24 protein-coding genes are annotated in these 20,257 nt (G+C 58.8%); 14 read left to right on the plus strand and 10 right to left on the minus strand.

Annotation, left to right across the window (positions count from 1 at the left end; all coding sequences use genetic code 11):
- Positions 1-121 precede the first annotated feature (121 nt).
- The 3 genes from ACIOWL_RS06630 (at position 122) to ACIOWL_RS06640 (ending at position 1,238) form a co-directional block, all read left to right on the plus strand.
- Entirely contained in the window at positions 122-397 is a 276-nt protein-coding gene (locus ACIOWL_RS06630) for a helix-turn-helix transcriptional regulator (RefSeq protein WP_400382897.1), read from the plus strand.
- A gap of 187 nt (positions 398-584) precedes the next feature.
- The gene (locus ACIOWL_RS06635; protein WP_400382898.1) at positions 585-815 is read left to right on the plus strand and encodes a hypothetical protein; all 231 of its coding nucleotides are present in this window, start codon (positions 585-587) and stop codon (positions 813-815) included.
- Positions 816-929: 114 nt separating this feature from the next.
- Entirely contained in the window at positions 930-1,238 is a 309-nt protein-coding gene (locus ACIOWL_RS06640; protein ID WP_400382899.1) for a hypothetical protein, read from the plus strand.
- Positions 1,239-1,325: 87 nt separating this feature from the next.
- On the opposite strand, the gene ACIOWL_RS06645 is transcribed toward ACIOWL_RS06640, so the two are convergent.
- Positions 1,326-2,207 carry an HNH endonuclease signature motif containing protein gene (locus tag ACIOWL_RS06645; RefSeq protein WP_400382901.1) on the minus strand — a complete coding sequence of 294 codons (882 nt, stop codon included), beginning with the start codon at positions 2,205-2,207 and terminating at the stop codon, positions 1,326-1,328.
- Positions 2,208-2,249: 42 nt separating this feature from the next.
- Here ACIOWL_RS06645 and ACIOWL_RS06650 point away from each other — a divergent pair, with 42 nt between their 5' ends.
- A complete protein-coding gene (locus tag ACIOWL_RS06650; protein ID WP_400382903.1) occupies positions 2,250-2,666 on the plus strand; it encodes a M15 family metallopeptidase in 417 nt (138 codons plus the stop codon).
- Between the two features lie 175 nt (positions 2,667-2,841).
- Here the strand turns inward: ACIOWL_RS06650 and ACIOWL_RS06655 are convergent, their stop codons facing one another.
- The 3 genes from ACIOWL_RS06655 to ACIOWL_RS06665 form a co-directional block, all read right to left on the minus strand.
- Positions 2,842-3,507: a DUF6338 family protein gene (locus ACIOWL_RS06655; RefSeq protein ID WP_400382905.1), complete on the minus strand. Its 666-nt coding sequence runs from the start codon at positions 3,505-3,507 to the stop codon at positions 2,842-2,844.
- 229 nt (positions 3,508-3,736) lie between these two features.
- Positions 3,737-4,132 (minus strand): hypothetical protein, encoded by a 396-nt coding sequence (locus ACIOWL_RS06660; protein ID WP_400382907.1) that lies wholly within the window; start codon positions 4,130-4,132, stop codon positions 3,737-3,739.
- 157 nt (positions 4,133-4,289) lie between these two features.
- Complete coding sequence (locus ACIOWL_RS06665; RefSeq protein WP_400382909.1) at positions 4,290-4,904, minus strand: TIGR02391 family protein; 615 nt, start codon at positions 4,902-4,904, stop codon at positions 4,290-4,292.
- A gap of 439 nt (positions 4,905-5,343) precedes the next feature.
- Here ACIOWL_RS06665 and ACIOWL_RS06670 point away from each other — a divergent pair, with 439 nt between their 5' ends.
- Complete coding sequence (locus ACIOWL_RS06670) at positions 5,344-5,544, plus strand: hypothetical protein (RefSeq protein WP_400382910.1); 201 nt, start codon at positions 5,344-5,346, stop codon at positions 5,542-5,544.
- 469 nt (positions 5,545-6,013) lie between these two features.
- On the opposite strand, the gene ACIOWL_RS06675 is transcribed toward ACIOWL_RS06670, so the two are convergent.
- Entirely contained in the window at positions 6,014-6,541 is a 528-nt protein-coding gene (locus ACIOWL_RS06675) for a M23 family metallopeptidase (RefSeq protein WP_400382912.1), read from the minus strand.
- 393 nt (positions 6,542-6,934) lie between these two features.
- On the opposite strand from ACIOWL_RS06675, the gene rpsB reads away from it, so the two are divergent.
- The 6 genes from rpsB (at position 6,935) to ACIOWL_RS06705 (ending at position 12,286) form a co-directional block, all read left to right on the plus strand.
- A complete protein-coding gene (gene rpsB, locus ACIOWL_RS06680; protein ID WP_400382914.1) occupies positions 6,935-7,753 on the plus strand; it encodes a 30S ribosomal protein S2 in 819 nt (272 codons plus the stop codon).
- A 139-nt stretch (positions 7,754-7,892) separates the two neighbouring features.
- Positions 7,893-8,729 carry a translation elongation factor Ts gene (gene tsf, locus ACIOWL_RS06685; RefSeq protein WP_400382916.1) on the plus strand — a complete coding sequence of 279 codons (837 nt, stop codon included), beginning with the start codon at positions 7,893-7,895 and terminating at the stop codon, positions 8,727-8,729.
- Positions 8,730-8,922: 193 nt separating this feature from the next.
- The gene (gene pyrH, locus ACIOWL_RS06690) at positions 8,923-9,645 is read left to right on the plus strand and encodes a UMP kinase (RefSeq protein WP_400382917.1); all 723 of its coding nucleotides are present in this window, start codon (positions 8,923-8,925) and stop codon (positions 9,643-9,645) included.
- A gap of 76 nt (positions 9,646-9,721) precedes the next feature.
- Entirely contained in the window at positions 9,722-10,279 is a 558-nt protein-coding gene (frr, locus tag ACIOWL_RS06695; RefSeq protein WP_400382919.1) for a ribosome recycling factor, read from the plus strand.
- 50 nt (positions 10,280-10,329) lie between these two features.
- Positions 10,330-11,559 carry a phosphatidate cytidylyltransferase gene (locus ACIOWL_RS06700; protein WP_400382921.1) on the plus strand — a complete coding sequence of 410 codons (1,230 nt, stop codon included), beginning with the start codon at positions 10,330-10,332 and terminating at the stop codon, positions 11,557-11,559.
- A gap of 154 nt (positions 11,560-11,713) precedes the next feature.
- Positions 11,714-12,286, plus strand: coding sequence for a DivIVA domain-containing protein (locus ACIOWL_RS06705; protein WP_400382923.1), 573 nt, complete (start codon positions 11,714-11,716; stop codon positions 12,284-12,286).
- Positions 12,287-12,352: 66 nt separating this feature from the next.
- Here ACIOWL_RS06705 and ACIOWL_RS06710 read toward each other — a convergent pair whose 3' ends face one another.
- Complete coding sequence (locus ACIOWL_RS06710) at positions 12,353-13,225, minus strand: EamA family transporter (RefSeq protein WP_400382925.1); 873 nt, start codon at positions 13,223-13,225, stop codon at positions 12,353-12,355.
- 68 nt (positions 13,226-13,293) lie between these two features.
- Here ACIOWL_RS06710 and ACIOWL_RS06715 point away from each other — a divergent pair, with 68 nt between their 5' ends.
- Complete coding sequence (locus tag ACIOWL_RS06715) at positions 13,294-14,193, plus strand: LysR family transcriptional regulator (RefSeq protein WP_400382927.1); 900 nt, start codon at positions 13,294-13,296, stop codon at positions 14,191-14,193.
- On the opposite strand, the gene ACIOWL_RS06720 is transcribed toward ACIOWL_RS06715, so the two are convergent.
- The 4 genes from ACIOWL_RS06720 to ACIOWL_RS06735 are packed head-to-tail and all read right to left on the minus strand — an operon-like array spanning position 14,190 to position 18,016.
- The gene (locus ACIOWL_RS06720; RefSeq protein ID WP_400382929.1) at positions 14,190-15,665 is read right to left on the minus strand and encodes a cation acetate symporter; all 1,476 of its coding nucleotides are present in this window, start codon (positions 15,663-15,665) and stop codon (positions 14,190-14,192) included. The genes ACIOWL_RS06715 and ACIOWL_RS06720 overlap by 4 nt on opposite strands.
- Complete coding sequence (locus ACIOWL_RS06725; protein ID WP_400382931.1) at positions 15,658-16,053, minus strand: hypothetical protein; 396 nt, start codon at positions 16,051-16,053, stop codon at positions 15,658-15,660. The genes ACIOWL_RS06720 and ACIOWL_RS06725 overlap by 8 nt, the downstream gene beginning before the upstream one ends.
- Before the next feature lie 15 nt (positions 16,054-16,068).
- On the minus strand, positions 16,069-16,785 hold the full coding sequence (locus ACIOWL_RS06730) for a LytR/AlgR family response regulator transcription factor (RefSeq protein WP_400382933.1): 717 nt from the start codon (positions 16,783-16,785) through the stop codon (positions 16,069-16,071).
- Between the two features lie 46 nt (positions 16,786-16,831).
- On the minus strand, positions 16,832-18,016 hold the full coding sequence (locus tag ACIOWL_RS06735) for a sensor histidine kinase (protein WP_400382934.1): 1,185 nt from the start codon (positions 18,014-18,016) through the stop codon (positions 16,832-16,834).
- A 210-nt stretch (positions 18,017-18,226) separates the two neighbouring features.
- Here ACIOWL_RS06735 and ACIOWL_RS06740 point away from each other — a divergent pair, with 210 nt between their 5' ends.
- Both ACIOWL_RS06740 and ACIOWL_RS06745 read left to right on the plus strand, forming a co-directional pair.
- Positions 18,227-18,574, plus strand: coding sequence for a DUF485 domain-containing protein (locus ACIOWL_RS06740; RefSeq protein WP_400382936.1), 348 nt, complete (start codon positions 18,227-18,229; stop codon positions 18,572-18,574).
- 14 nt (positions 18,575-18,588) lie between these two features.
- Positions 18,589-20,193 carry a cation acetate symporter gene (locus tag ACIOWL_RS06745; RefSeq protein WP_400383257.1) on the plus strand — a complete coding sequence of 535 codons (1,605 nt, stop codon included), beginning with the start codon at positions 18,589-18,591 and terminating at the stop codon, positions 20,191-20,193.
- The last annotated feature ends 64 nt before the right edge of the window (positions 20,194-20,257 follow it).

A 20,257-nucleotide genomic window follows, 5' to 3' on the forward strand; every position in this document is an offset into this window, starting at 1 on the left:
TTCGAATTGACAACTTGGTGATTAGTGAATGATAGTTAACTTGTCAGAATGAAAAGTGGAAGGAATACTGGTTATGCGTGGAACGCGTCGTCATCTCAATCTCGTTCGAAAGGAGAGCTGGATGCGTGTTATCGATCCCGCTGCACTGAGGCGCAAGCGGATAAATCAGCGATTCAGCCAGCGTGATCTGGCTGGCCTTGTTCGCCGCTCGCAGGCCACGATTTACCAGCTGGAGACCGGCAAGATGAAGACCCTCACCGAGGATCTTGCGCTGCTCATTGCCGCGCGCCTATTCGTTGACTGGGAGGAGTTGTTCATCCCTTCGGAGCATGAAATTCCGCCCAAGCTGACGAGTGATGAGTGCTCAACTAGGAATCGAACGGGCGCTGCCGCATGAGTGGCAAGTACGACCACATGAGCCCGAACCGGCGCTCCGTCGTATCGGAAAATCTCCGATACACGCTCAGCTTCGCAAACCGGCTCGACGCCCCAGTCCGGCTACGCGAAGTAATCTACCGAGACAGCGGACTAGAAAACGAATTCAACGGCGACCAGATCGTCCGAACTCGGAAGGCACGAGCAACGTGAGTAACCAGCAAATGAACCCTCAGGCGCTCGCCGAGTTCACCCGTCGCGTTGCGCGGGAAGGCCAGGAATTTGACGAAGTTTCAGAGGCTCGTCGCGAGGATCTTGCTATTCGTGCTGGTGCGGCTATTGCCATCGCGGAGAGGGCTCACAGCGGAATGACCATGACGCAGGAGGGGCGCGGCAATCACGATGTACGCGGGCATCCTCGTTTCACTGCACATCACTGAGACGGGCAACCGCATCCCACAACTCGTTTTCGAGCTCATCGGCCTGCTCCACTTCGTGAACAGGTATTGGCGGATCAAACGGACTCATATGAACCCGGCAATTAGGAGGCCTTTATGGACTGGTCTCAGATTTGGCCCGTTATTGCTGTAGCTGTCGGAGGCTCAGGTTTCCTCACGGTCGGGGTTCGGGAATTCGGTAAGTGGCGGTCCGGGCGGGAATCGGAGGAACAGCAAGAGAATCTGACGCTTGCTCAACGCATAGATCTTGCCGAGGCGTGGAGGGAATACGAAGCAACCTACCGCCGCCTGATCTCCGAGCACTGCTCACATGCTCGCCGTATCGCCATTGAGCACGGAGCGCCGTTGGACGCTATCGGGTCATGGCCGAAACCGCCTGACAAACCTAAATCACACAAGGACTAGCAATTGCTGGTCATTTCTTTATGCCCTGTCACGGTTTGCGGCGGGGCATCGTCATACCTATGAGCAAATCATGGCGCTAATTCGCCTCTAGAGCAGCAACTTCCGTCCTCGGGCAGTGTTACAAGTTAAGTGAGCCAACGCCAGATTTGAAAAGTCGTCCTTTCCGCCATGAAACACCGGGACGACATGATCTACCGATCCGGCAAACCGATTAGGCCAATACAAGGTTCTGTCTACGGGTTCTTTACAGAGATGGCATACCCAACCATTGGCCCTTCCAAGAGCTTCAACAGTTCGTCGTTTCTGAACCCCCATGCTGGTTCTTGTTGGACGGCAATTTCTGCCACAGTATTTTCTAACTGCGGAGTTTCCAGGATCGAACATTTCGCCACACGTGGCACATGCTCGCGGGGGTTGCGGCTGAAGTTTCGGCTTGGACCGGATCGGAGTGGCCTCTGGGTCGCCAAATGTTCTTAGTCGGTAGTAGTGCGGATCACATAAACCACGAGCATTGGTTACTCGGTCACACCCACTTATCGAGCAACTCTTATTAGCCTCCGGTGGAGAGAACTCGGCGTCACCAAATCTGCGCAAGCGCTGATAATGCGCACCGCACAAACCGCGAACCTTTGCGTTGGATGGGCATCCTTCTACAGCGCATGGCTTACGAAGATCTGGACGCCAAGCGTTCGATTTACTCTGGTCAATTGAATAGGTTTGCGGGCCGAAAGCTAACGCTTCTCCTTTGGCGATCAGCATTCGCCGATTCCGATTGGCGTAGTAGTGGGTCTTGCATTGCCCCTTGGCCACAGGTTGCATATCGCAGTCAGGAACTAGGCAGAGCTTTCCAGCGTCTGCTTTCCCTGACGCGTTCGGTGTTCCGTGGAATCTGAAGCGAGAGTAGTGCATCTCACACCAGCCCCGTTTTCTACGCGGTTTTTCGCAACCTTCAATCTCACAAATACCCATATACAAATTATACCGAAAACACCACGCGAAAGGACTATTCACATGACTATTTATCGCAACGGCTGGGACGTGTATTCGTCCGGCTCAAATCAGAATCTCGTCAATTTCCCATGGGTCACAGGCAAGGTTCGAGGCGGTGACCACTGGGTAGTCTTTGACTACATCGCCAAACGCTGGAACGCCGAAGTCAAAACCATCCGAAAGGACTGGTCATGGGGATACACGAACCGTTCAGTGCGCGGCGCATCGGTTATCTCCGAGCATGCCACTGGCACCGCCGTGGATTTCAACGCGCCACTTCACCCGCTCGGCAAGAAGAACACCTTCAGTGCTGCGGATCAGGCGAAGATTCGACAGATCATGAAGGACGTGTCACATGCCGCCCGCTGGGGTGGTAGATGGTCGCGCCCTGATGACATGCACGTGGAACTGCGCCAAGCGTCACTGACCTTCGGGTAGCGGTACAGCGCGTGGTTGGCTGAGGCTATTCGGCGTCCAAGGTCGTGGTGGATCTGAATAATGTTGAGCGAGTATGAATACGCAGCCAACGGAATGAATTAAACGGGGCTAAGCACCATTGCATATCTCGTTCTCATAACTCGAAAATAGACCTGCAAAGCAGACTTATCGAAGCTTACTGACGTACATGGCGCACTGTAATATAATCAATCTCTGCAGACTTGAACAATGCAAATTCTTCGTTCGACTCTTCGAACTGTCCGCTTTCAGCGCCGCGTAGATAAATAGGTCGCTGCAACATTAGCTCGCGAGAATCTGGCTCGTCCACGTCGGGGTTATGACCACGATACCTGCCTTTGACAACCGTGCCACTCTGTAGAACCACGGTTACGTAGACATCTGTTGCGTCGGGCTCCGCTAAGAGCCGACTCCATGCCGACTCCCGCCGTTCAATTCTTCCGCTACCGCCAATCGATACCACACCGTCCCATACTTTGTTGGTTCCTGCGTATGTAGCCAGTAAGCATGAGCCTGTGAATAGGTAAAAGAGCACCCAGACCGATTCAATCGGCCACTTCTTAAATACTTCTTCGGGCATTGTAAGTGCGCCACGTACAAAGTCGAGAACAGGCGGGACAAACGAGCCCAGGATCATCGCCAAGACTATGGAAATCGCCAGTAGAATTAGGTGGGTGCTCGCGCTCGCAAGAACGATGGTTGCAGTTTCCCTAAATGCCGACCGGCGGGTTCTGGGCGAGTTCTTTTCTCGTTGATGCAAGAAAAGCACCCCCGGGAGCAGTAAAGCCACGTAAACTAGCGCCATGATGGGGTCAGTGGGCAAGCCACCCTCCTAAACTATTTTGCCTCATCTTAGCGTCGCTATCCCTACAAATGGAGAGAAAATGACCGACCGCAAAGATATCGATCCACAATTCACTGAACCGGTCAGTGAGACTAAACTATCCGAGGCATGGGTAGAGTCCGAGCAAGATCGCATGATCGTCGTTTACAATAAGTACGACCCGAATGACTAAATACACGCGCCACGTTCACCTAGGCATCAACCATAACTAGCACCCGTCGGACAGCTGAAGACTCGGCTGCAGATAGCGCACCAGCTGGCCGGAGAGCGGGCCGTTCTTCGCGGGGAACTCGATCTTCTCCAGCTTGAGGTTGGCCTTCACCTTGCCAGACTCGGAGGCGCCGAAACAATTGGCCAACTCGTTTTCGGCGTTGTCGCGGGCGAGGTCCTGGGCCACGCTCCACGAGCCAGGCTGGAACTCGAAGATGCCGAGATCCTCGTGGTCGGCGATGCGGAAGAACACCTCGGTCGGCGGCTCGGCGCCGGCACCTTCGCTGGCTTTCGCCCTGCGCTCCTGGAAGGTCAGCTCCGAGCCCGGGTCCGTGGTGCCAACGGATAGGGTTTCGCAGTGCGACTTGTTCGTCAACGCGGGCCCCGACACCATAGAAGCATGCGCTGACGTAGGGCGTTCTCGCCTTCTAAAATGATCGCCAATTCAGATTTAGCCAAAAGCCTTTTCAGCGCAAGCTCAATTGTCGGGTTCCACGTTGCGTATTCCCAACGGCCCATGCGACCGTGTAAGCGGAGAGCTGGCGGCAAATTCAGCCATCTTGGGAGGCTCGTTGCACCTCGCACTCGTCTATCCAACGGGCGACGACGGAAAAAACGGCCAGAAGCTCAAGCGCTTGCTGCTCGTCCATATCCGAGTTGTCGGTGTGGGCCAGAGGGTTACGTATCGCCGTAAATGCTCCCTTAGATAATTCGAGGGCTCCCTGCTGTCGCGCCTTCCAGCTTTCAGTGCCGCGGTCACCAGGGAAACGAAGTCGCGCGCCCTGCGGTTTGGCATCGGTCAGCGAGAATGCCTCAGCGCACAATCGGGAATCGCTGATGTCACGCCGGCCTACCTTGTTCTGCAGGCGAGCGTTGACGAGTTTCGCTGCGCCCAGGACTGCGTCGGCAAAATGCCCACTATCCCACAGCGATCGAGCCCCGTCCCACACCCAGGGGTGCAAATGATTAGCAGACAATCTCGGTGCATTTGGTTGTAGATTCAGCTCGATCTCCTCGCCCCATTTAAGTTGGCCCGCGATCCGCTCTATCACCCGAGACCACGCTGTGTATGATGTCGCCGACGGCCACTGCTCTACTACGTCTAGCTCTCCGGCGATTGCTTTCACTGGAACTAAGAGACCCTCCAACTGGGCGCTAAGCTGCATGACTAGTCGATGGCTACCCGCTCGGTCCGCGCGCTCAATGTTCTCGACTACTTTTTTAGCCGCTTCTAGCCGCCTCTTACACCACAAAATGTTCACATCTACATCTTAGGAGTACCCGCCAAGCTAGGGATATCGGGGGAATTTGAGCGTGCAGTGACCTTTCTAAGCGACTCAAGCCAGCGGAGCACGCTCGACGGCACGGCGGCAAAGACTGTCAGGAACCAATACATCTATTCATAGTTTCTCGACGAACTGGTCCGGATACACCTCGGGCCGCAACGGCTGGAACAACCCGCACGGCTACCTCACCAAGATGTACATCAACAACCTCAAGGAAGTAGGTGCATGGTAATCATGTTCGAAACTGCTGCAGCCCTCTAGGTGTTCCATCGTCCACACCATCGTCCTCCTGAGTGTCGGCGGTGTTCTGTCGCTGGTTGTGGCGATCAACGTTCCACTGGAACCAGAGTTTGAGAAGCTGCTCACCGTTCCGCTCACCGCAGCACTGACCGCCCTATACTACGTGTTGGGGCGCCTGTTCGATACGTACATCAGACCGAAGCTCGGATGGCTGCACGGTCTGGCCAAGTCCCCGGATTCGTACTCGAAGGATAAGCCAAGTTCCCACATAGGCGACTAGTTGGGAATTCAGGATTGGTGGATTCCCGCCAGACAGAAAACTGCCCCACCCTCATACGAGGGTGGGGCCTTTTCGAATATCCATGAAGAAGCGCTTCTATTTCAAGCACAGAAACGATTAGGGGATTTACGCCAAAGAACATTCGTTGCCTGGATGCCGATGCCGTAGAGGAATCCGAACAGGGGGCAGCGCAAAGATTTGTACCATAATTTGGACCATAATTTTCCCGGAATCACTCGGAAATGTTGAGCGCTCTGATAGCTGGAATCGTTGGAATCACGCGGAAAAATTTGGAGAGGGAAACGGTCGGAATTGGATGTTGGCAGCTCATAATCCCTTGGTCATCGGTTCAAGTTCGTCACTCCCTACATCTCGGGTCGCCCGGTGACCTGCGCAAGCAGATCGCCGGGCGATTTTCGGTTTCAACGCGTCATCGAAGTGCCTGCAGCCGTGTTGAATCGGCGCAAGCCTAATACAAAGGCAACAGAATCGATGGCCGCAGATCCCTGATGAGCAGAGCCGGATCAATGTATTTGCCATCGAATCGGACACCCCAGTGCAGGCAACGCTTCGAGCAATGCGCTCCGGTGGCCACGGCTCCGACGTTGTCTCCCGCTTCGATCCAGGTGCCGACCGCGAGCTCGCTGCTGACCGGTTCCAGGCTGGAAACGAAACCAGAACCGTGGTCGATCACGAGCACGGGTCGGTCCACCACCGTGGAACGGAACGCGACCTTTCCCCGTTGAGGTGCCAGCACGCTGGCTCCCTCCGATGCCTGCAGGTCCACACCGCGGTGCCCGGCGAGCCATTTCTGTTCGGGCTTGTCGAACGGGATCAGAATTGCGGGCTCGCCGGCCAGCGGCCATTGCCATCCCGGCCGGGCGGCGGTTGTCGGCAAGGGAGCTTGTGCAGCCGTGCTGCGAGGTGTGCCCGCGGCAGTCAGCATGATGCCGAAAATCAGCAGTTGGATCAGTGCGAAAACTCGAAGTGGTTTCATGGAACCACCCTGCGATGCCCGGTGCCGACCAGCGCCGGATTCACCGCTGATTGTGGGTATCCCAGTGGGCGCTAGATCACCTTGTCTTGCGCAGAAGCGGACCCGGTGGGTGTAGTACACTGAAAAGTGCAGTTTTCTGTCATAGGTGTGTCCAAAATCGGATGTGCCGGGCGGGGAATTGACTTCGCGTATGAAGTCCATACCCATAATTCGGGTGTGCCGACCGTTCCAGTGGTCCGAGAGAATCGGTGGACGGCGTGCGGAATGCCAAGCATTCCGGAGTTCATGCCAGGGCCGATGTTCACAATGTACATCTGCAACAACCCAAACAACTAGGGCAGTTACCGCGGGCGCTTGTGCGCCCGGACCGCTACTGCTGAAAGGAGTTGCGACATGCCAGTCGTAACCATGCGAGAGCTGCTGAACAGCGGCGTCCACTTCGGCCACCAGACCCGTCGCTGGAACCCAAAGATGAAGCGCTTCATTTTGACCGAGCGCAACGGCATCTACATCATCGACCTGCAGCAGTCGCTGTCGTTCATCGACCGCGCCTACGAATTCGTGAAGCAGACCGTTGCACACGGTGGCTCGGTACTGTTCGTCGGTACCAAGAAGCAGGCTCAGGAATCGATTGCCGAGCAGGCTAACCGCGTTGGCCAGCCATACGTGAACCAGCGCTGGCTCGGCGGTATGCTGACCAACTTCCAGACCGTCTCCAAGCGTGTTCAGCGCATGAAGGAACTGGAAGAGATCAACTTCGAGGACGTCGCCGGTTCGGGCCACACCAAGAAGGAACTGCTGCTGCTCAAGCGCGAGCTGACCAAGCTGCAGAACAACCTCGGTGGTATCCGCAACCTGACCCGCACCCCGTCGGCTATCTGGATCGTTGACACCAAGAAGGAACACCTGGCAATCGACGAGGCTCAGAAGCTGGGCATCCCTGTTGTCGCCATCTTGGACACCAACTGCGATCCTGACGAAGTCACCTACCCGATCCCGGGTAACGACGACGCCATCCGCTCCGTCAACCTGCTGACCCGCGTTGTTGCCGACGCAGTGGCAGAGGGCCTGATTGCCAAGAACAACAAGGCTGCAGGCAAGACCGAGGGTGCCGCTGAGCCACTGGCTGAGTGGGAGCGCGAGCTGCTCGAGGGCGAGAAGGCCAAGGCTGAAGCCGTTGAGGCTGCAACCGAGGCTCCAGAAGCCAAGTAGTCACTTTTCTGACTCTCGGAGTTTCCCTTCGGGCACTAGTGTGCGAAGGGAAACTCCACACTCTCGTGGGACGGGTTGGGTTTCCGACCCGTCCCACGGGCAAACTAACTTGAAAACTCCTAGCTGAATGGGATTGCACGTGGCAAACTACACCGCTGCTGATATCAAGGCACTGCGCGAGCGCACCGGCGCCGGCATGATGGACGTTAAGAAGGCTCTGGACGAGGCCAACGGCGACGCCGAGAAGGCCATCGAGATCATCCGCGTCAAGGGCCTGAAGGGCGCTACCAAGCGCGAAGGCCGTTCGACCGCTGAGGGCCTGGTTGCCGCCAAGGTCGAGGGCAACGTCGGCGTCATGGTCGAGATCAACTGCGAGACCGACTTCGTCGCAAAGAACGAGAAGTTCATCGCTCTGGCTGCCAAGGTCCTGGATGCCGCTGTGGCTTCCGGCGCTGCAGATGCAGAAGCACTGCTGGCTTTCGAGCTGGACGGCAAGACCATTGGCGACACCGTGATCGAAGAGGGCGCAATCCTCGGCGAGAAGATCGTTGTCCGCCGCGTTGCACGCATCGAGGGTGCACACGTCGCCGCGTACCTGCACAAGACCAGCAAGGACCTGCCGGCTCAGGTTGGCGTGCTGCTGGCCGTTGACTCCGACTCGGAAGCTGCAGCCGCTGTAGCCCACGACGTTGCAGTCCACACCGCTGCACTGGCACCGACCTACCTGACCCGCGACGAGGTTCCAGCAGACAAGGTTGCCGACGAGCGCCGCATCGCTGACGAAACCGCTCGCGCCGAGGGCAAGCCAGAGGCCGCCCTGACCAAGATCGTTGAAGGCCGCCTGACTGGCTTCTTCAAGGAGCTTGTCCTGGTTGACCAGGCTTTCGCCAAGGATGCCAAGAAGTCCGTTGGTTCGGTTCTCGACGAGGCCGGCACCAAGGCTGTGGCCTTCGCTCGTTTCCGCGTTGGCGCCTAAGCTTTTAGAGCCCAAGGCAAAAAACACACAACGTGTTCGCGGTCGCTAGCGCGCCGCACTAGAGAAAAGGGAGGTGGGCACCGAGCATAAACTCGGTGACTCGCCTCCCTTTTCTCGAGCCCGAATCACAGGTAGTTTGGGATTCGGGATGATCCCCTCACCACAGATTTACCAACTGCAGGAGTTAGACCCCATGTCAACCAGCCCAGAAACCAAACGTCGCCGCGTACTGCTCAAGCTTTCAGGAGAAGTTTTTGGTGGCGGCAAGGTGGGCGTCGACCCGAAAACCGTGCGCGGCATCGCCGAGCAGATCGCAGCGACCGTAGGCGAGGTGGAGGTAGCGATCGTCGTGGGCGGCGGCAACTTCTTCCGCGGCGCCGAGCTGTCGGCCTCGGGCATGGACCGCTCCCGCGCAGACTACATGGGTATGCTCGGCACCGTGATGAACTGCCTGGCCCTGCAGGACTTCCTGGAGCAGTGCGGTGTTGAAACCCGTGTCCAGTCGGCCATCGCGATGGCCCAGGTTGCAGAAAACTACATTCCGCGCCGCGCCATCCGCCACATGGAAAAGGACCGCGTGGTGATCTTCGGCGCCGGGGCCGGCCTGCCGTACTTCTCCACCGATACCGTCGCCGCGCAGCGTGCCCTGGAAGTCGACGCCGACGAGGTGCTGATGGCCAAGTCGGGTGTGGACGGCGTGTACACCGCCGATCCGAAAACCGACCCTACCGCCACCAAGCTGGACACCCTGACCTACTCCGACGCGCTGGTGAAAAACATCCGCGTGATGGACCAGACCGCCATGACCATGTGCCAGGACAACAATTTGGGCATGCTTGTTTTCGGCATGGAAGGCGATGGAAACGTGACCCGTGCCATCCGCGGCGAGCGAATCGGAACCACCGTCACCGCATAAGTGGTGATCGTGGCATAGGATTGATCTAGATTTATTTTCCCTTGGTGGAAACAGCAAAAGTACTTGAGGAGTACCGGTGATTGACGAAACTCTGGCGGAGACCGCCGAAAAGATGGACCGCACCATTGAGGCCGCGAAGGAAGACTTCGCCACGATCCGTACCGGCCGTGCACACCCGGGTATGTACTCGAAGGTCATGGTCGACTACTACGGTTCGCCAACCCCGTTGCAGCAGCTTGCATCCTTCGCCGTGCCTGAGGCCCGCACCATCACCATCACCCCGTTTGACGTGACCGCGATGCGCGAGATCGAAAAGGCACTGGGCGATCCCGAGGTTGGGGCGAACCCCTCAAGCGACGGCAAGATGATTCGGGTGACCCTGCCGGTGCTGACCGAGGAACGCCGCAAGGAATACGTGAAGCTTGCTCGTTCCAAGGGCGAAGATGCGAAGGTCGCCCTGCGTAACCAGCGCCGCAAGGCCAAGGACGCCATCGACAAGTTCGTCAAGGACGGCGAGATCGGCGAGGACGACGGCAACCGCGCCGAAAAGGACCTGGACGCGCTGACCAAAAAGCACGTTGAGGCTGTTGACGAGATTCTGAAAAACAAAGAAGCCGAGCTGCTGGACGTCTAATGCCAGGCTCGACAGATCACACTGAGGGCACGGCTTCGGCGGTGCCCTCAGTGGCATCCGGTGAAGCCAAACCCCTGACGCGCCGCGAGGCGCGTGCGCTGTATGAGGCGCAGCAGAAGGACGCCAAACGTCGTGGCAAGAGCGCCGTCGCTCCTGAAGCTGGCACTGAGACTACGCAAGCGCCGGTTGAGCCGATGCAGGCGGCCCCGAGCGCCCCGGTGGACTCGAAACAGGCCAAGGAGCGTGCCAAGGCTGCCTTCACCGCCCAGGACCGTTCACCCGTACCGGTGCCAGTGCCAACGCCCGCACCGGTGCCAGCCCAGGAGCTCAAGGTGGAAGGGCCCGCCGAACACCCGCCGGTGAGCGACTCGGATGACCTTGCCGAAAGCGGCGAGCCGGACGCGCAGCGCGCCTCGGTGCCCACCGAGTTGCTGGTTGGTGCCCCGGCTGAGCCCAAAAAGTCGCGTGCCGGACGCAACCTGCCGGCTGCGATCGGTGTTGGCGTGCTGATGCTTGGACTGGTCCTGGTGGGGCTGTTCCTTTTCGAGCCGCTGCTGGTAGGCATCATCATCGTGTTATCCGGGATCGGCTGCTGGGAAATTGCCCGGGCAACCACCCACGCGAAAACCTCGGTGCCGTTGGTACCGTTGTTCCTGGCCTCTGCGATGCTGCCCATCAGCGCGATCTGGGGCGGCCTGGAGGCCTTGGGCTTCACCTATATGATCTGTCTGATCATTGCCTTGCTGGTCAGGCTGACCGAGGGGCTGAAGGGCGCGGCGGCGTCGGTGATGAGCAGCGTGTTCATCATCAGCTGGGTTCCGTTGTTGCTCTCCTTCGCGTTGCTGATCCTCGACGAGCACAACGGGCAATGGCTGATCGCCACAATCCTGCTGCTTGCCGTCAGCAATGACACCTTCGGATACATCGTCGGCGTTTTGTTCGGCAAACATCCCATGGCCCCGAAGATTTCGCCCAAAAAATCATGGGAGGGTTTCGCCGGTTCGATGCTCGGCTCCATGGCCGTCGGCGCCTTGGCGATGTATTTCTGGCTTGACATGCCATGGTGGACCGGGGTGATCCTGGCATTCTTCACTACGATTGCCGCGACCACCGGAGACTTCTCGGAGTCCATGATCAAACGCGAGCTGGGCATCAAGGACATGAGTAATTTGTTGCCCGGGCACGGCGGCATCATGGACCGACTGGATTCGATTGTTTTTGTTGTCCCGTTGGGTTACCTGATTTCCCACCTTTTGACATGGAGCGTTTCCCTATCCTGAAACACCGGCACCGGTGCGGTGTGATCCTGTCCCGGGACAACACCGCACCGGTGTGGCTTTTAACTCAAGCCTGAACTGAACCCATAGAATAACTAGGGGCCATGGATCACCAGCGATCGGCCCGCCAGCTTTACCAAGAGAAGAAGGAACAGTCGTGTCGCAGCAGCAAGATGCTCCGTTTTCCCGGGTCCCGGATTCGGAATTCGGCTACAACGTCAAGCAGGTTGATGCGTTTCTCAGCCGTGCCCGTGCCACCTTTAACGGCGGAGGCAATGACGACAGCGTGGTGACCAGCCACCTGATCCGCCGCACGACCTTTGCCCCGCAGAAGGGCGGGTACCAGGCTCGCGAAGTCGACGGTGCACTTGACCGGCTGGAAGATGTTTTCGCCAAGCGGGAACGCGATGACCTGATTGCCCATCAGGGCGAAGAGGTCTGGCTGCAGCAGGTTGGCCGTTTGGCGGCGATCCTGCGCGGCCGCCTGCACCGTTCCAAGGGTGAGCGTTTCCGTCGCCCCTCACGCACCAACGCGTCGAGCTACAACGTTGAAGACGTGGACCGGCTGTGTGATCAGCTGATCGAGTACTTCGAGAAAGACGTTCCGATGTCCGTGGACACGGTGCGGCGTGTGGAGTTCCGCTCGTCCACCGGTACCGACGGATATGAAGAGTCGCAGGTTGATGCGTTTTTGGATCGCGTGGTCGAACTGATGGCATCGATCGACTGACAACCCTGATCACTAAACCGCCGTGCGCCACCCCAATCCGGGCAGCCAGCACGGCGGTTTTGTGTATTAGATTTCTGGTTTCAGTGCGGCAGTGACCACGCTGGCGGTGACGACGGCCAGCATGCCCGCCAACTGACCGAATTCAAGAAGTTCACCGAGCATCAACCAGCCCAACCCCGCGGCCCAGACCGGATTCAGGCTAGCAAGCACCCCAAAAAGATTTGCCGAGATGCGACGCAACGCGAGCATGTCGGACATGTAGGGGAACACCGAGGCCAACAAGGCGCACCCGACGGCGAGCAGCACCGGTTCAAGGGGCAACTCGTGATGCGAGAACCAAAAGATTGCCAGGGGAATCCAACACACCCCGCTGACCAAACTCGCCGCCGCGGTTCCCGTCAAGGCCGGTAACGAGCATCCCAGCGAGCGGTTGAGCAGAATATAGCTCGCCCACGCGGCGGCGGCCAGCAGGGCTAACAAGATGCCGGGCACATCACTGCTAGGCCCAGGCGCGCAGAGCAACACCACACCGGCGGCCGCAACCAGCGCGCAGATCCGTGACGCAGCCGAACGTGCGGCGCACAGCGCTACGGCGAGCGGACCGAGGAATTCAAGGGTCACCGCGAGCCCTAACCCAATTCGATCGATGGCCAGGTAGAGGCTAAGGTTCATGACCCCAAAAATCGTACCGAGGGCGCAAATCTGGACCCACTGGCCGGCGCTGATAGTGCGCAGGTTCGGGCGGATCACCAGCATCAAGATCAGCCCGGTGAAAATCTGGCGAATAGCTACCACTCCAACCGGCCCGATTCCGTCGAAGGCCTTGGTACCTAGCGCGGCACCGGTTTGATTTGAGAGGGAACTGGCCAGGACCAGGGATGCGCCGGCCCGGGTGCGGTGTTCGGCAGTGGGCCCGTGGGTTGTGGAGATGTTGCTCATGGTTTGAATTTATGACGTGAACCGGTCTACACCTAGTGCTCAAAATGCGGATGCCATACGCTTTGGTTATGGACTTTTCGCTGCGTGAGGTGCGCTATTTTGTGGCCTGTGCCCGGACCGGCTCGTTTACCGCGGCCGCGCAAGAGCTGTATGTGTCCCAAGCCGCTGTCTCCCGGACCATTGCGTCGCTGGAACGTACCGCGCAGCGGCAGCTGCTTCGCCGGGTACCCTCTGGCTGCGTGCTCACCGAAGCCGGTGAACAGCTGCTGGGTGCGGCCCAACAGCTGTTGACCGAAGCCGCTGCCTTTGAAGCCGAGCTCAGGGGTGATTCGCGCTCGTTGCGTGTTGCCTATGCCTGGGCGGCCCTGGGCAAACGAACCGTGCAGCTGCAGCGGAGCTGGGCCGCGGCACACCCCGGAATCATCTTGGAGCTGCAACGGGTGAACTCGCCGCGTACCGCCCTGGCCGAAGGGACCTGCGAGGTGATGATCGCCCGTGGATCCTCGGCCAGCGAGGGCTTGCACGCGGTGCAAGTCGGCATCGAGCCACGGATAGCCACCTTTGCCGCCGACGACCCGGAGTGGAGAAGGCGGCGCAGCCTCTATATGCGGGAGATTGCGCAACGCACGGTAGCCATTGATCCGCTGGTCGGGACCACCGACGCGACGTTGTGGCCGCAAGGCGCGGGGCCCCAGAAATTTGTGCGGACCTATGATGTTGATTCCTGGCTGGATCTGATTGGCAGCGGGCAAGCGGTGGGAACCACGGCGCAGGCCACAGCATTTCACCATCAGCGGCACGGGATTCGCTACCTGCCGATCACCGATGGTCCGCAGATCCCGGTGTACCTGTGCTGGCAGCGCAGCCGGTCGCCGCTGGGGCTGCAGGAACTCATTGAGCAGGTGCGCACCTCATATGGTTACCGTCCGGAAGACCGCACCGGGACACCCGGTGGCGTCCCGGGCTAGTGCGCCGAGTCCCGGTCCGGGACATGCAGCCTGGCCAGGATCCGATCCGCATTGCCCGGGATGCTGCGCGAGGTTGCCCGTGAGACCACAATCATCACCACAAAGGCCAGCGGCACGCTCCAAGCCGCTGGTTGGCGCAGCATATGGAACCACAGGGCATCGGTGTGGGGTAATACACCGGAGATGATCAGGGAGAACCCGCAACAAATCGCTCCGGTGAGCATTCCGGCAATAGCCCCGCGGGCGGTCAGCGAACGCCACCAGATCCCCAGCAAAAGCAGCGGGCAAATGGTCGACGCGGTGAACGCAAATACGTTGCCAATGGCCCCAGCCAGCGCCAACGAACTGGTAAGTACGGCGATAAGGACCGGCAATGCGGTGGCCAAGATGGTCGAGATGCGAAAACCCCGCACGGTTCCGGCGAAGAACTCTTGGGAGATGGCGCCGGCCAGGGACACCACCAGCCCGGAGGTGGTGGACAGGAACGCGGCGAACGCTCCGCCAACCACGATGGCGGTCAGCGCATCGCCGAGGAAGCCGTCCAAGACCGCCGAGGGCAGCAGGAGTACCGTTGCGTCGGTTTCGATTCCTGCACCCAGCTGATCGCTGTAGAGCAGCCCCAGCACGCCTAGGGTGGTGGGCAGCAGATAAAACACCGAGAGCAGCCCCAGCACGATGACGGTGGTCGACCGCGCAGCCTGCCCCGTGGGGTTGGTATAAAAACGCACCAGTACATGCGGCAGCCCGAGGGTGCCGAAGAGCAGCGCCAAGATGATGGAAATGGTTTCATACAAGTTCAGTCCGGCGACTGATTCGAGCTGGGTCGCGATATTTTTGTACCGGGCGCCGCTGGCCTGTTCGGGGATCACCTGAATGAGCAGGAATATGGTGGGGATGACCAGGGCTGCCAATTTGAACCAGTATTGGAAGGCCTGGACGAAAGTCACCGAACGCATCCCGCCGGAGACCACCGTCAAACACACAATCGCGGCCACAATGAGCGGGCCGACCCAGCCCGGCAACCCGGTGGCGATGGACAAGGTCAGCGCCGCTCCGTGCATTTGCGGCACGATATACAGCCAGCAGATGACAACTACCAGGTAGGTGGTGATCTTGCGTAGCGCCCGGGAGTCTTCAAAGCGGATCTGGGCGAAATCGGGAATCGTGTAGGCCTGCGAGCGGCGCAGCGGCGCGGCGACAAAAAGCAGCAGCATCAGATATCCGGCCGTGTAGCCGATGGGGAACCAGAGCCCGGACTGCCCGGAGAGGACTATCAACCCGGCCACACCCAAGAAGGAGGCCGCGGACAAATACTCACCACCGATGGCCGACGCGTTCCACCAGGGGCGTACGGTGCGGCTCGCCACATAAAAATCACTGGTGGTGCGCGAAAGCCTCAGGCCGTGAAAGGCAATGAGCATCGTGGTCACACAGACCGCAACCAAGGCTAAGGAAGAAAGCAGATTAGTCACGGCTGATGCTCCGATAGCGTTTTTCGTTACGCGCCGCGGCGCCGTTAAACAGGAGCCCGGCCACGATGATCAGGGGATAGATTCCAATCCCCAAAATCCACCATGGCAAGGGAATATGCCACAGCGCGAATTCATAAACAGTTGGCCAGAGAGCTAGTAGCGCACTGATTCCCACCAGCATCGTCAACAGGCCGGCCGCCACCGAGCACGCCAGGCGAAGCTGGGAACGGATCAGCTGCTGGATGTAAAACTCCTGAGCAGTGTGCTCCTCTTGAGAGGTGGCAAAACTCAGCGAAGCATCTTGGGGTGCCTGGACCCGCACCCGTTGCGGGCGTTGCTGGGCGAATCGCCCGGGAGGCGCAGGTTCCTGGGAAGGCTCGGGGTTCACTGGTTTCTGCCCGCTCTACAGTGGACGTACCCGGTTTGCCGCGAGGCGTTCGCGCAGGTAGGGCAGTGCACGGCGGGAAATGGGCAACTCGGTGCCGTTGACCAGCACGGCGGCCTTGCCGGTCTGCAATCTGACGTTCTCAATTTTGTCCATGCTGACCAGATACGAACGGTGTATCCGAATGTAACCGGATTGCGCCCACTGTTGTTCGAGATCATTGAGCGGAACGCGGATCAAATAACTTGAATCCTTGGTGTGCAGGCGGGCATAGTCGCCCTGGGCCTGGACGTAGGCGATATCGCTACGCGGAATGAGTTTGGTGATACCGCCTTGATCAACGGTGATCATCTCGGGTTTGGCCGGTGCCTCGTCAACCAGTTCGCACAGTCGCCGCACTGATTCGGCCAGTCGCTGCGGACGGATTGGTTTGAGCACGTAGTCCACGGCTGCCAGCTCGAAGGCCTCCAGCGCCTGATCTTCATCAGCGGTGACAAAAACTACCAACGGAGGGTTGGCAAACCGGGAGATGACCCGGGCGATATCCAACCCGGACAGCGCGGGCATATGGATATCGAGGAAAAGCGCATCAACCTCGTTTTCCTCTAACGCCTTCAGCGCGGTGGCACCGGAAGTTGCACGGTGGATTTTTCCAATGCGGGAATCCTGGCTGAGCAGAAAAGCAATTTCTTCCACAGCCGGAAGTTCATCATCGGCGACAACCACATTGATCATGAGTAGAGTCTATCGGTTCCGCTGGCAATGGTTCGGGGCGCAAGGCTCAATGTTCTGTGCTGGAATTCGAGCCTGGTGCATGGAATTTAGGGATGCGCAGGGTGATCTGTGTTCCAGCTCCGGGGGCGGTGTCGATGACCAGGCCTTGCGAGTTCCCGTAGAGCTGGCGAAGGCGTACATCCACGTTGCGCAAGCCCACATGCATGTTGACGGTGTTTCCTGCCAGCACACTTGCCAGCTGCTCCGGATCCATGCCGACACCGTCGTCTTCCACGCTGATCACCGCATAGGCTCCGTCCTCGGTGGCGCAAATGGAGATCACACCGCCATCCGGCCGGGCCTCCAGCCCGTGACGAACCGCGTTTTCCACCAGCGGTTGCAGGCTGAGGAAAGGAATTTTGGTGGGCAGCACCTCGGGGGCGATCTGCAAGGACACCTTGATGCGATCCCCGAACCGGGCTTTCTCCAACAGCAGGTAACGGTCAATAGCTTCAAGTTCTTCGGCCAAGGTGGTGAATTCACCGCGGCGACGGAAGGAATAGCGGGTGAAATCGGCGAACTCGATCACCAGCTCGCGGGCCCGGGCAGGATCCGTGTTGATGAAGGACGCGATGGCGTTCAAGGAGTTGTAGATGAAGTGCGGTGAGATCTGCGCCCGCAGGGCTCGCATTTGGGCTTCCATCAGCATGGCCTTGTTCGCATCGAGCTGGGCGCTGGAGACCTGGGCCGAGACGAAAACAGCCACCTCGGAGACTGCACGGACAAAACCGGCCCCGGCACGGGTAGTCAACGCGGTCACGGTTCCCACCGGCTGGTCACCCACCATCAGCGGAGCGGCAACAAAGTCGAGCCCGGAGAGGCGTTTGACCTGCACTTTACCGGTGGACAGGGCGCTGGTGTAGGCTTCGGTCGCCTGTTCTTCCAGAGCTGCGGTGAAGTCGATCCCTGCATCGGTGGCAAGAATGCTGCGGGTGTCCGTGATCAATAGCACCGGGCAATTGAGCAGTTTTCGCAGGGCCTTGGCACTTTTGGAAGCCCCTTCAACATTCAACCCACGCTCCAGGTGAGGCACCGCGACCGACATGTGATGCAGGGTCGTGAACGTTGCTTCTTCAGCATCCGTGCCCATCTCCTTGGTCGAACGGGAGATCTTGAAACCGAAGTACCCGATGGCGGCCATGCCGACGGCCACGATGGTGACAATGAGGGTGATCTGCAGGGCTGAAGACATAAAACAATCCTAGGCTCACTTGCCGGCCGCTGACCGCTCGTCGTTCGGCGGTGTGCCGTTGGGCGCAGGTTTTGCCCCGTTGAGCCACGGCGGCCTGAAAAGCACTGGTAGGGCTCGAATCTTTCGCAGATAGTGAACTTAGTCACAGTCACGATGTGCCTTGCATCACAGCACTTCTCAACCGTTCAATCACCGCACAAGGAGGGCATCATGAGTGCCAACCCCCACCACAGTGTCGAGGGAGACATTGATTTTGTGGCGGAAAGCCAGTCGGAGGAATTCCAAGAGCTGCGCAAAACTCACCGCAGTTTCGTTTTCCCCATGGCGATCTTTTTCCTCGTTTGGTATTTCGCCTACGTCCTATTGGCCGATTACTTCCATGAATTCATGTCCATCAAGGTCCTTGGAAACATCAACATGGGTATTGTCCTAGGCCTGCTTCAGTTTGTTTCCACCTTCGCCATTACCGCGGCCTACGTCAGCTTCTCCAACAAAAAGCTTGATCCCAAGGCCACCAAGATCCGTGAGCGCCTGGAGAACCAAGGAGCCGAGCAGTGAACAACCTCAACCTTCTGGCGGCCGCCGCAGAGAAAACCACCGTCGGAAATCCGTTGGTGAATATCGCGATCTTCGTCGCTTTCGTGGGGGTCACCCTGGTGATCGTGTTGCGAGCAAGCAAAAACAACAAAACCGCGGCCGATTACTACGCCGGGGGCCGCTCCTTCACGGGAACCCAAAACGGCACGGCCATTGCCGGCGACTACCTCTCGGCGGCCTCCTTCCTGGGTATTGTCGGCGCCATTGCGATCAATGGGTATGACGGATTCCTGTATTCCATCGGCTTCCTCGTCGCTTGGCTGGTTGCCCTGCTCCTGGTGGCAGAACTGTTGCGCAACACCGGCAAATTCACCATGGCCGACGTGCTGTCCTTCCGACTCAAGCAACGGCCGGTGCGAATCGCCGCGGCCGTCTCGACTCTTGCCGTGTGCGTCTTCTACCTGTTGGCGCAGATGGCCGGTGCCGGAGCCTTGGTGTCATTGCTCCTTGGCATCGACAGCCGTGCCGGGCAGTCCCTGGTGATTGTCATTGTCGGCGCGTTGATGATCCTCTATGTACTGATCGGCGGCATGAAGGGCACTACCTGGGTGCAGATCATCAAGGCTTGCCTGCTGATTGCCGGTGCGTTGATCATGACCGTCTGGACCCTGGCCATGTTCGGGTTCAACTTCTCCGAGCTGCTGGGCAAGGCCGCCGAAGTGGCGGGCAACCCGGAGATCCTCAACCCGGGAATGCAGTACGGCAAGTCTGAGACCTCAAAGCTGGACTTCATCTCCCTGGCATTGGCCCTGGTGCTCGGCACCGCCGGCCTGCCTCACGTGCTGATGCGTTTCTACACCGTGCCAACCGCTAAGGAAGCACGCAAATCCGTGGTCTGGGCAATCTGGCTCATTGGCGCTTTCTACCTGTTCACCCTGGTGCTGGGCTTCGGTGCCGGTGCGCTGATTGGTCCGGACAAGATCAAGGCCGCTCCGGGAGGCGTGAACTCCGCGGCCCCGTTGCTGGCCTATGAACTCGGTGGCACCCTGTTGCTGGGATTGATTTCAGCCGTCGCCTTCGCCACCATCCTGGCCGTGGTGGCCGGCCTGACCATCACCGCCGCCGCATCCTTCGCTCACGATGTGTACGCCTCGGTGATCGCCAAGGGCAAGAGCACCCCGGAGAAGGAAATGAAGGTCGCCCGCCGCACCGTATTGGTCATCGGTGTCTTCGCGATTGCCGGTGGCATTGGTGCACAGGGGCAGAACGTTGCGTTCCTGGTAGCGCTGGCCTTCGCGGTCGCGGCGTCGGCCAACCTGCCAACCATCCTTTACTCATTGTTCTGGAAGGGTTTCAAAACCCGCGGCGCAGTCTGGTCGATGTATGGCGGTCTAGGCTCTGCAATCCTGCTGATTATCTTCTCCCCGGTCTTCTCCGGAAGTGAAACATCGATGATTCCAAGCATCGACATCTCCATCTTCCCGTTGGCCAACCCCGGTCTGGTGTCCATCCCGCTCGCGTTCCTGCTGGGCTGGTTGGGGTCGATCACCGACCCGGGAACCGAGGACCCGGAGAAAGCGGCGGAAATGGAAGTTCGTTCGCTGACCGGAGTCGGTGCAGAGAAGGCGGTTGATCACTAAAAACCACCTCCCATCTCAAGACAGCTGAGGAGCGATTCCCTGGGAATCGCTCCTCAGCTTTTTA

Source organism: Glutamicibacter sp. NPDC087344, from assembly GCF_044744225.1.
Lineage (GTDB): Bacteria > Actinomycetota > Actinomycetes > Actinomycetales > Micrococcaceae > Glutamicibacter.

What these genes read in the sequence shown, in the direction of transcription:
- ACIOWL_RS06665 (WP_400382909.1), bottom strand. Translation starts at nt 4,904, where the DNA reads ATGCAGCTTAGCGCCCAGTTGGAGGGTCTCTTAGTTCCAGTGAAAGCA.
- ACIOWL_RS06650 (WP_400382903.1), top strand. Translation starts at nt 2,250, where the DNA reads ATGACTATTTATCGCAACGGCTGGGACGTGTATTCGTCCGGCTCAAAT.
- rpsB (WP_400382914.1), top strand. Translation starts at nt 6,935, where the DNA reads ATGCCAGTCGTAACCATGCGAGAGCTGCTGAACAGCGGCGTCCACTTC.
- ACIOWL_RS06715 (WP_400382927.1), top strand. Translation starts at nt 13,294, where the DNA reads ATGGACTTTTCGCTGCGTGAGGTGCGCTATTTTGTGGCCTGTGCCCGG.
- ACIOWL_RS06735 (WP_400382934.1), bottom strand. Translation starts at nt 18,016, where the DNA reads ATGTCTTCAGCCCTGCAGATCACCCTCATTGTCACCATCGTGGCCGTC.
- ACIOWL_RS06630 (WP_400382897.1), top strand. Translation starts at nt 122, where the DNA reads ATGCGTGTTATCGATCCCGCTGCACTGAGGCGCAAGCGGATAAATCAG.
- ACIOWL_RS06710 (WP_400382925.1), bottom strand. Translation starts at nt 13,225, where the DNA reads ATGAGCAACATCTCCACAACCCACGGGCCCACTGCCGAACACCGCACC.
- ACIOWL_RS06645 (WP_400382901.1), bottom strand. Translation starts at nt 2,207, where the DNA reads ATGGGTATTTGTGAGATTGAAGGTTGCGAAAAACCGCGTAGAAAACGG.
- ACIOWL_RS06660 (WP_400382907.1), bottom strand. Translation starts at nt 4,132, where the DNA reads ATGGTGTCGGGGCCCGCGTTGACGAACAAGTCGCACTGCGAAACCCTA.
- pyrH (WP_400382917.1), top strand. Translation starts at nt 8,923, where the DNA reads ATGTCAACCAGCCCAGAAACCAAACGTCGCCGCGTACTGCTCAAGCTT.
- ACIOWL_RS06730 (WP_400382933.1), bottom strand. Translation starts at nt 16,785, where the DNA reads ATGATCAATGTGGTTGTCGCCGATGATGAACTTCCGGCTGTGGAAGAA.
- ACIOWL_RS06740 (WP_400382936.1), top strand. Translation starts at nt 18,227, where the DNA reads ATGAGTGCCAACCCCCACCACAGTGTCGAGGGAGACATTGATTTTGTG.
- ACIOWL_RS06675 (WP_400382912.1), bottom strand. Translation starts at nt 6,541, where the DNA reads ATGAAACCACTTCGAGTTTTCGCACTGATCCAACTGCTGATTTTCGGC.
- ACIOWL_RS06640 (WP_400382899.1), top strand. Translation starts at nt 930, where the DNA reads ATGGACTGGTCTCAGATTTGGCCCGTTATTGCTGTAGCTGTCGGAGGC.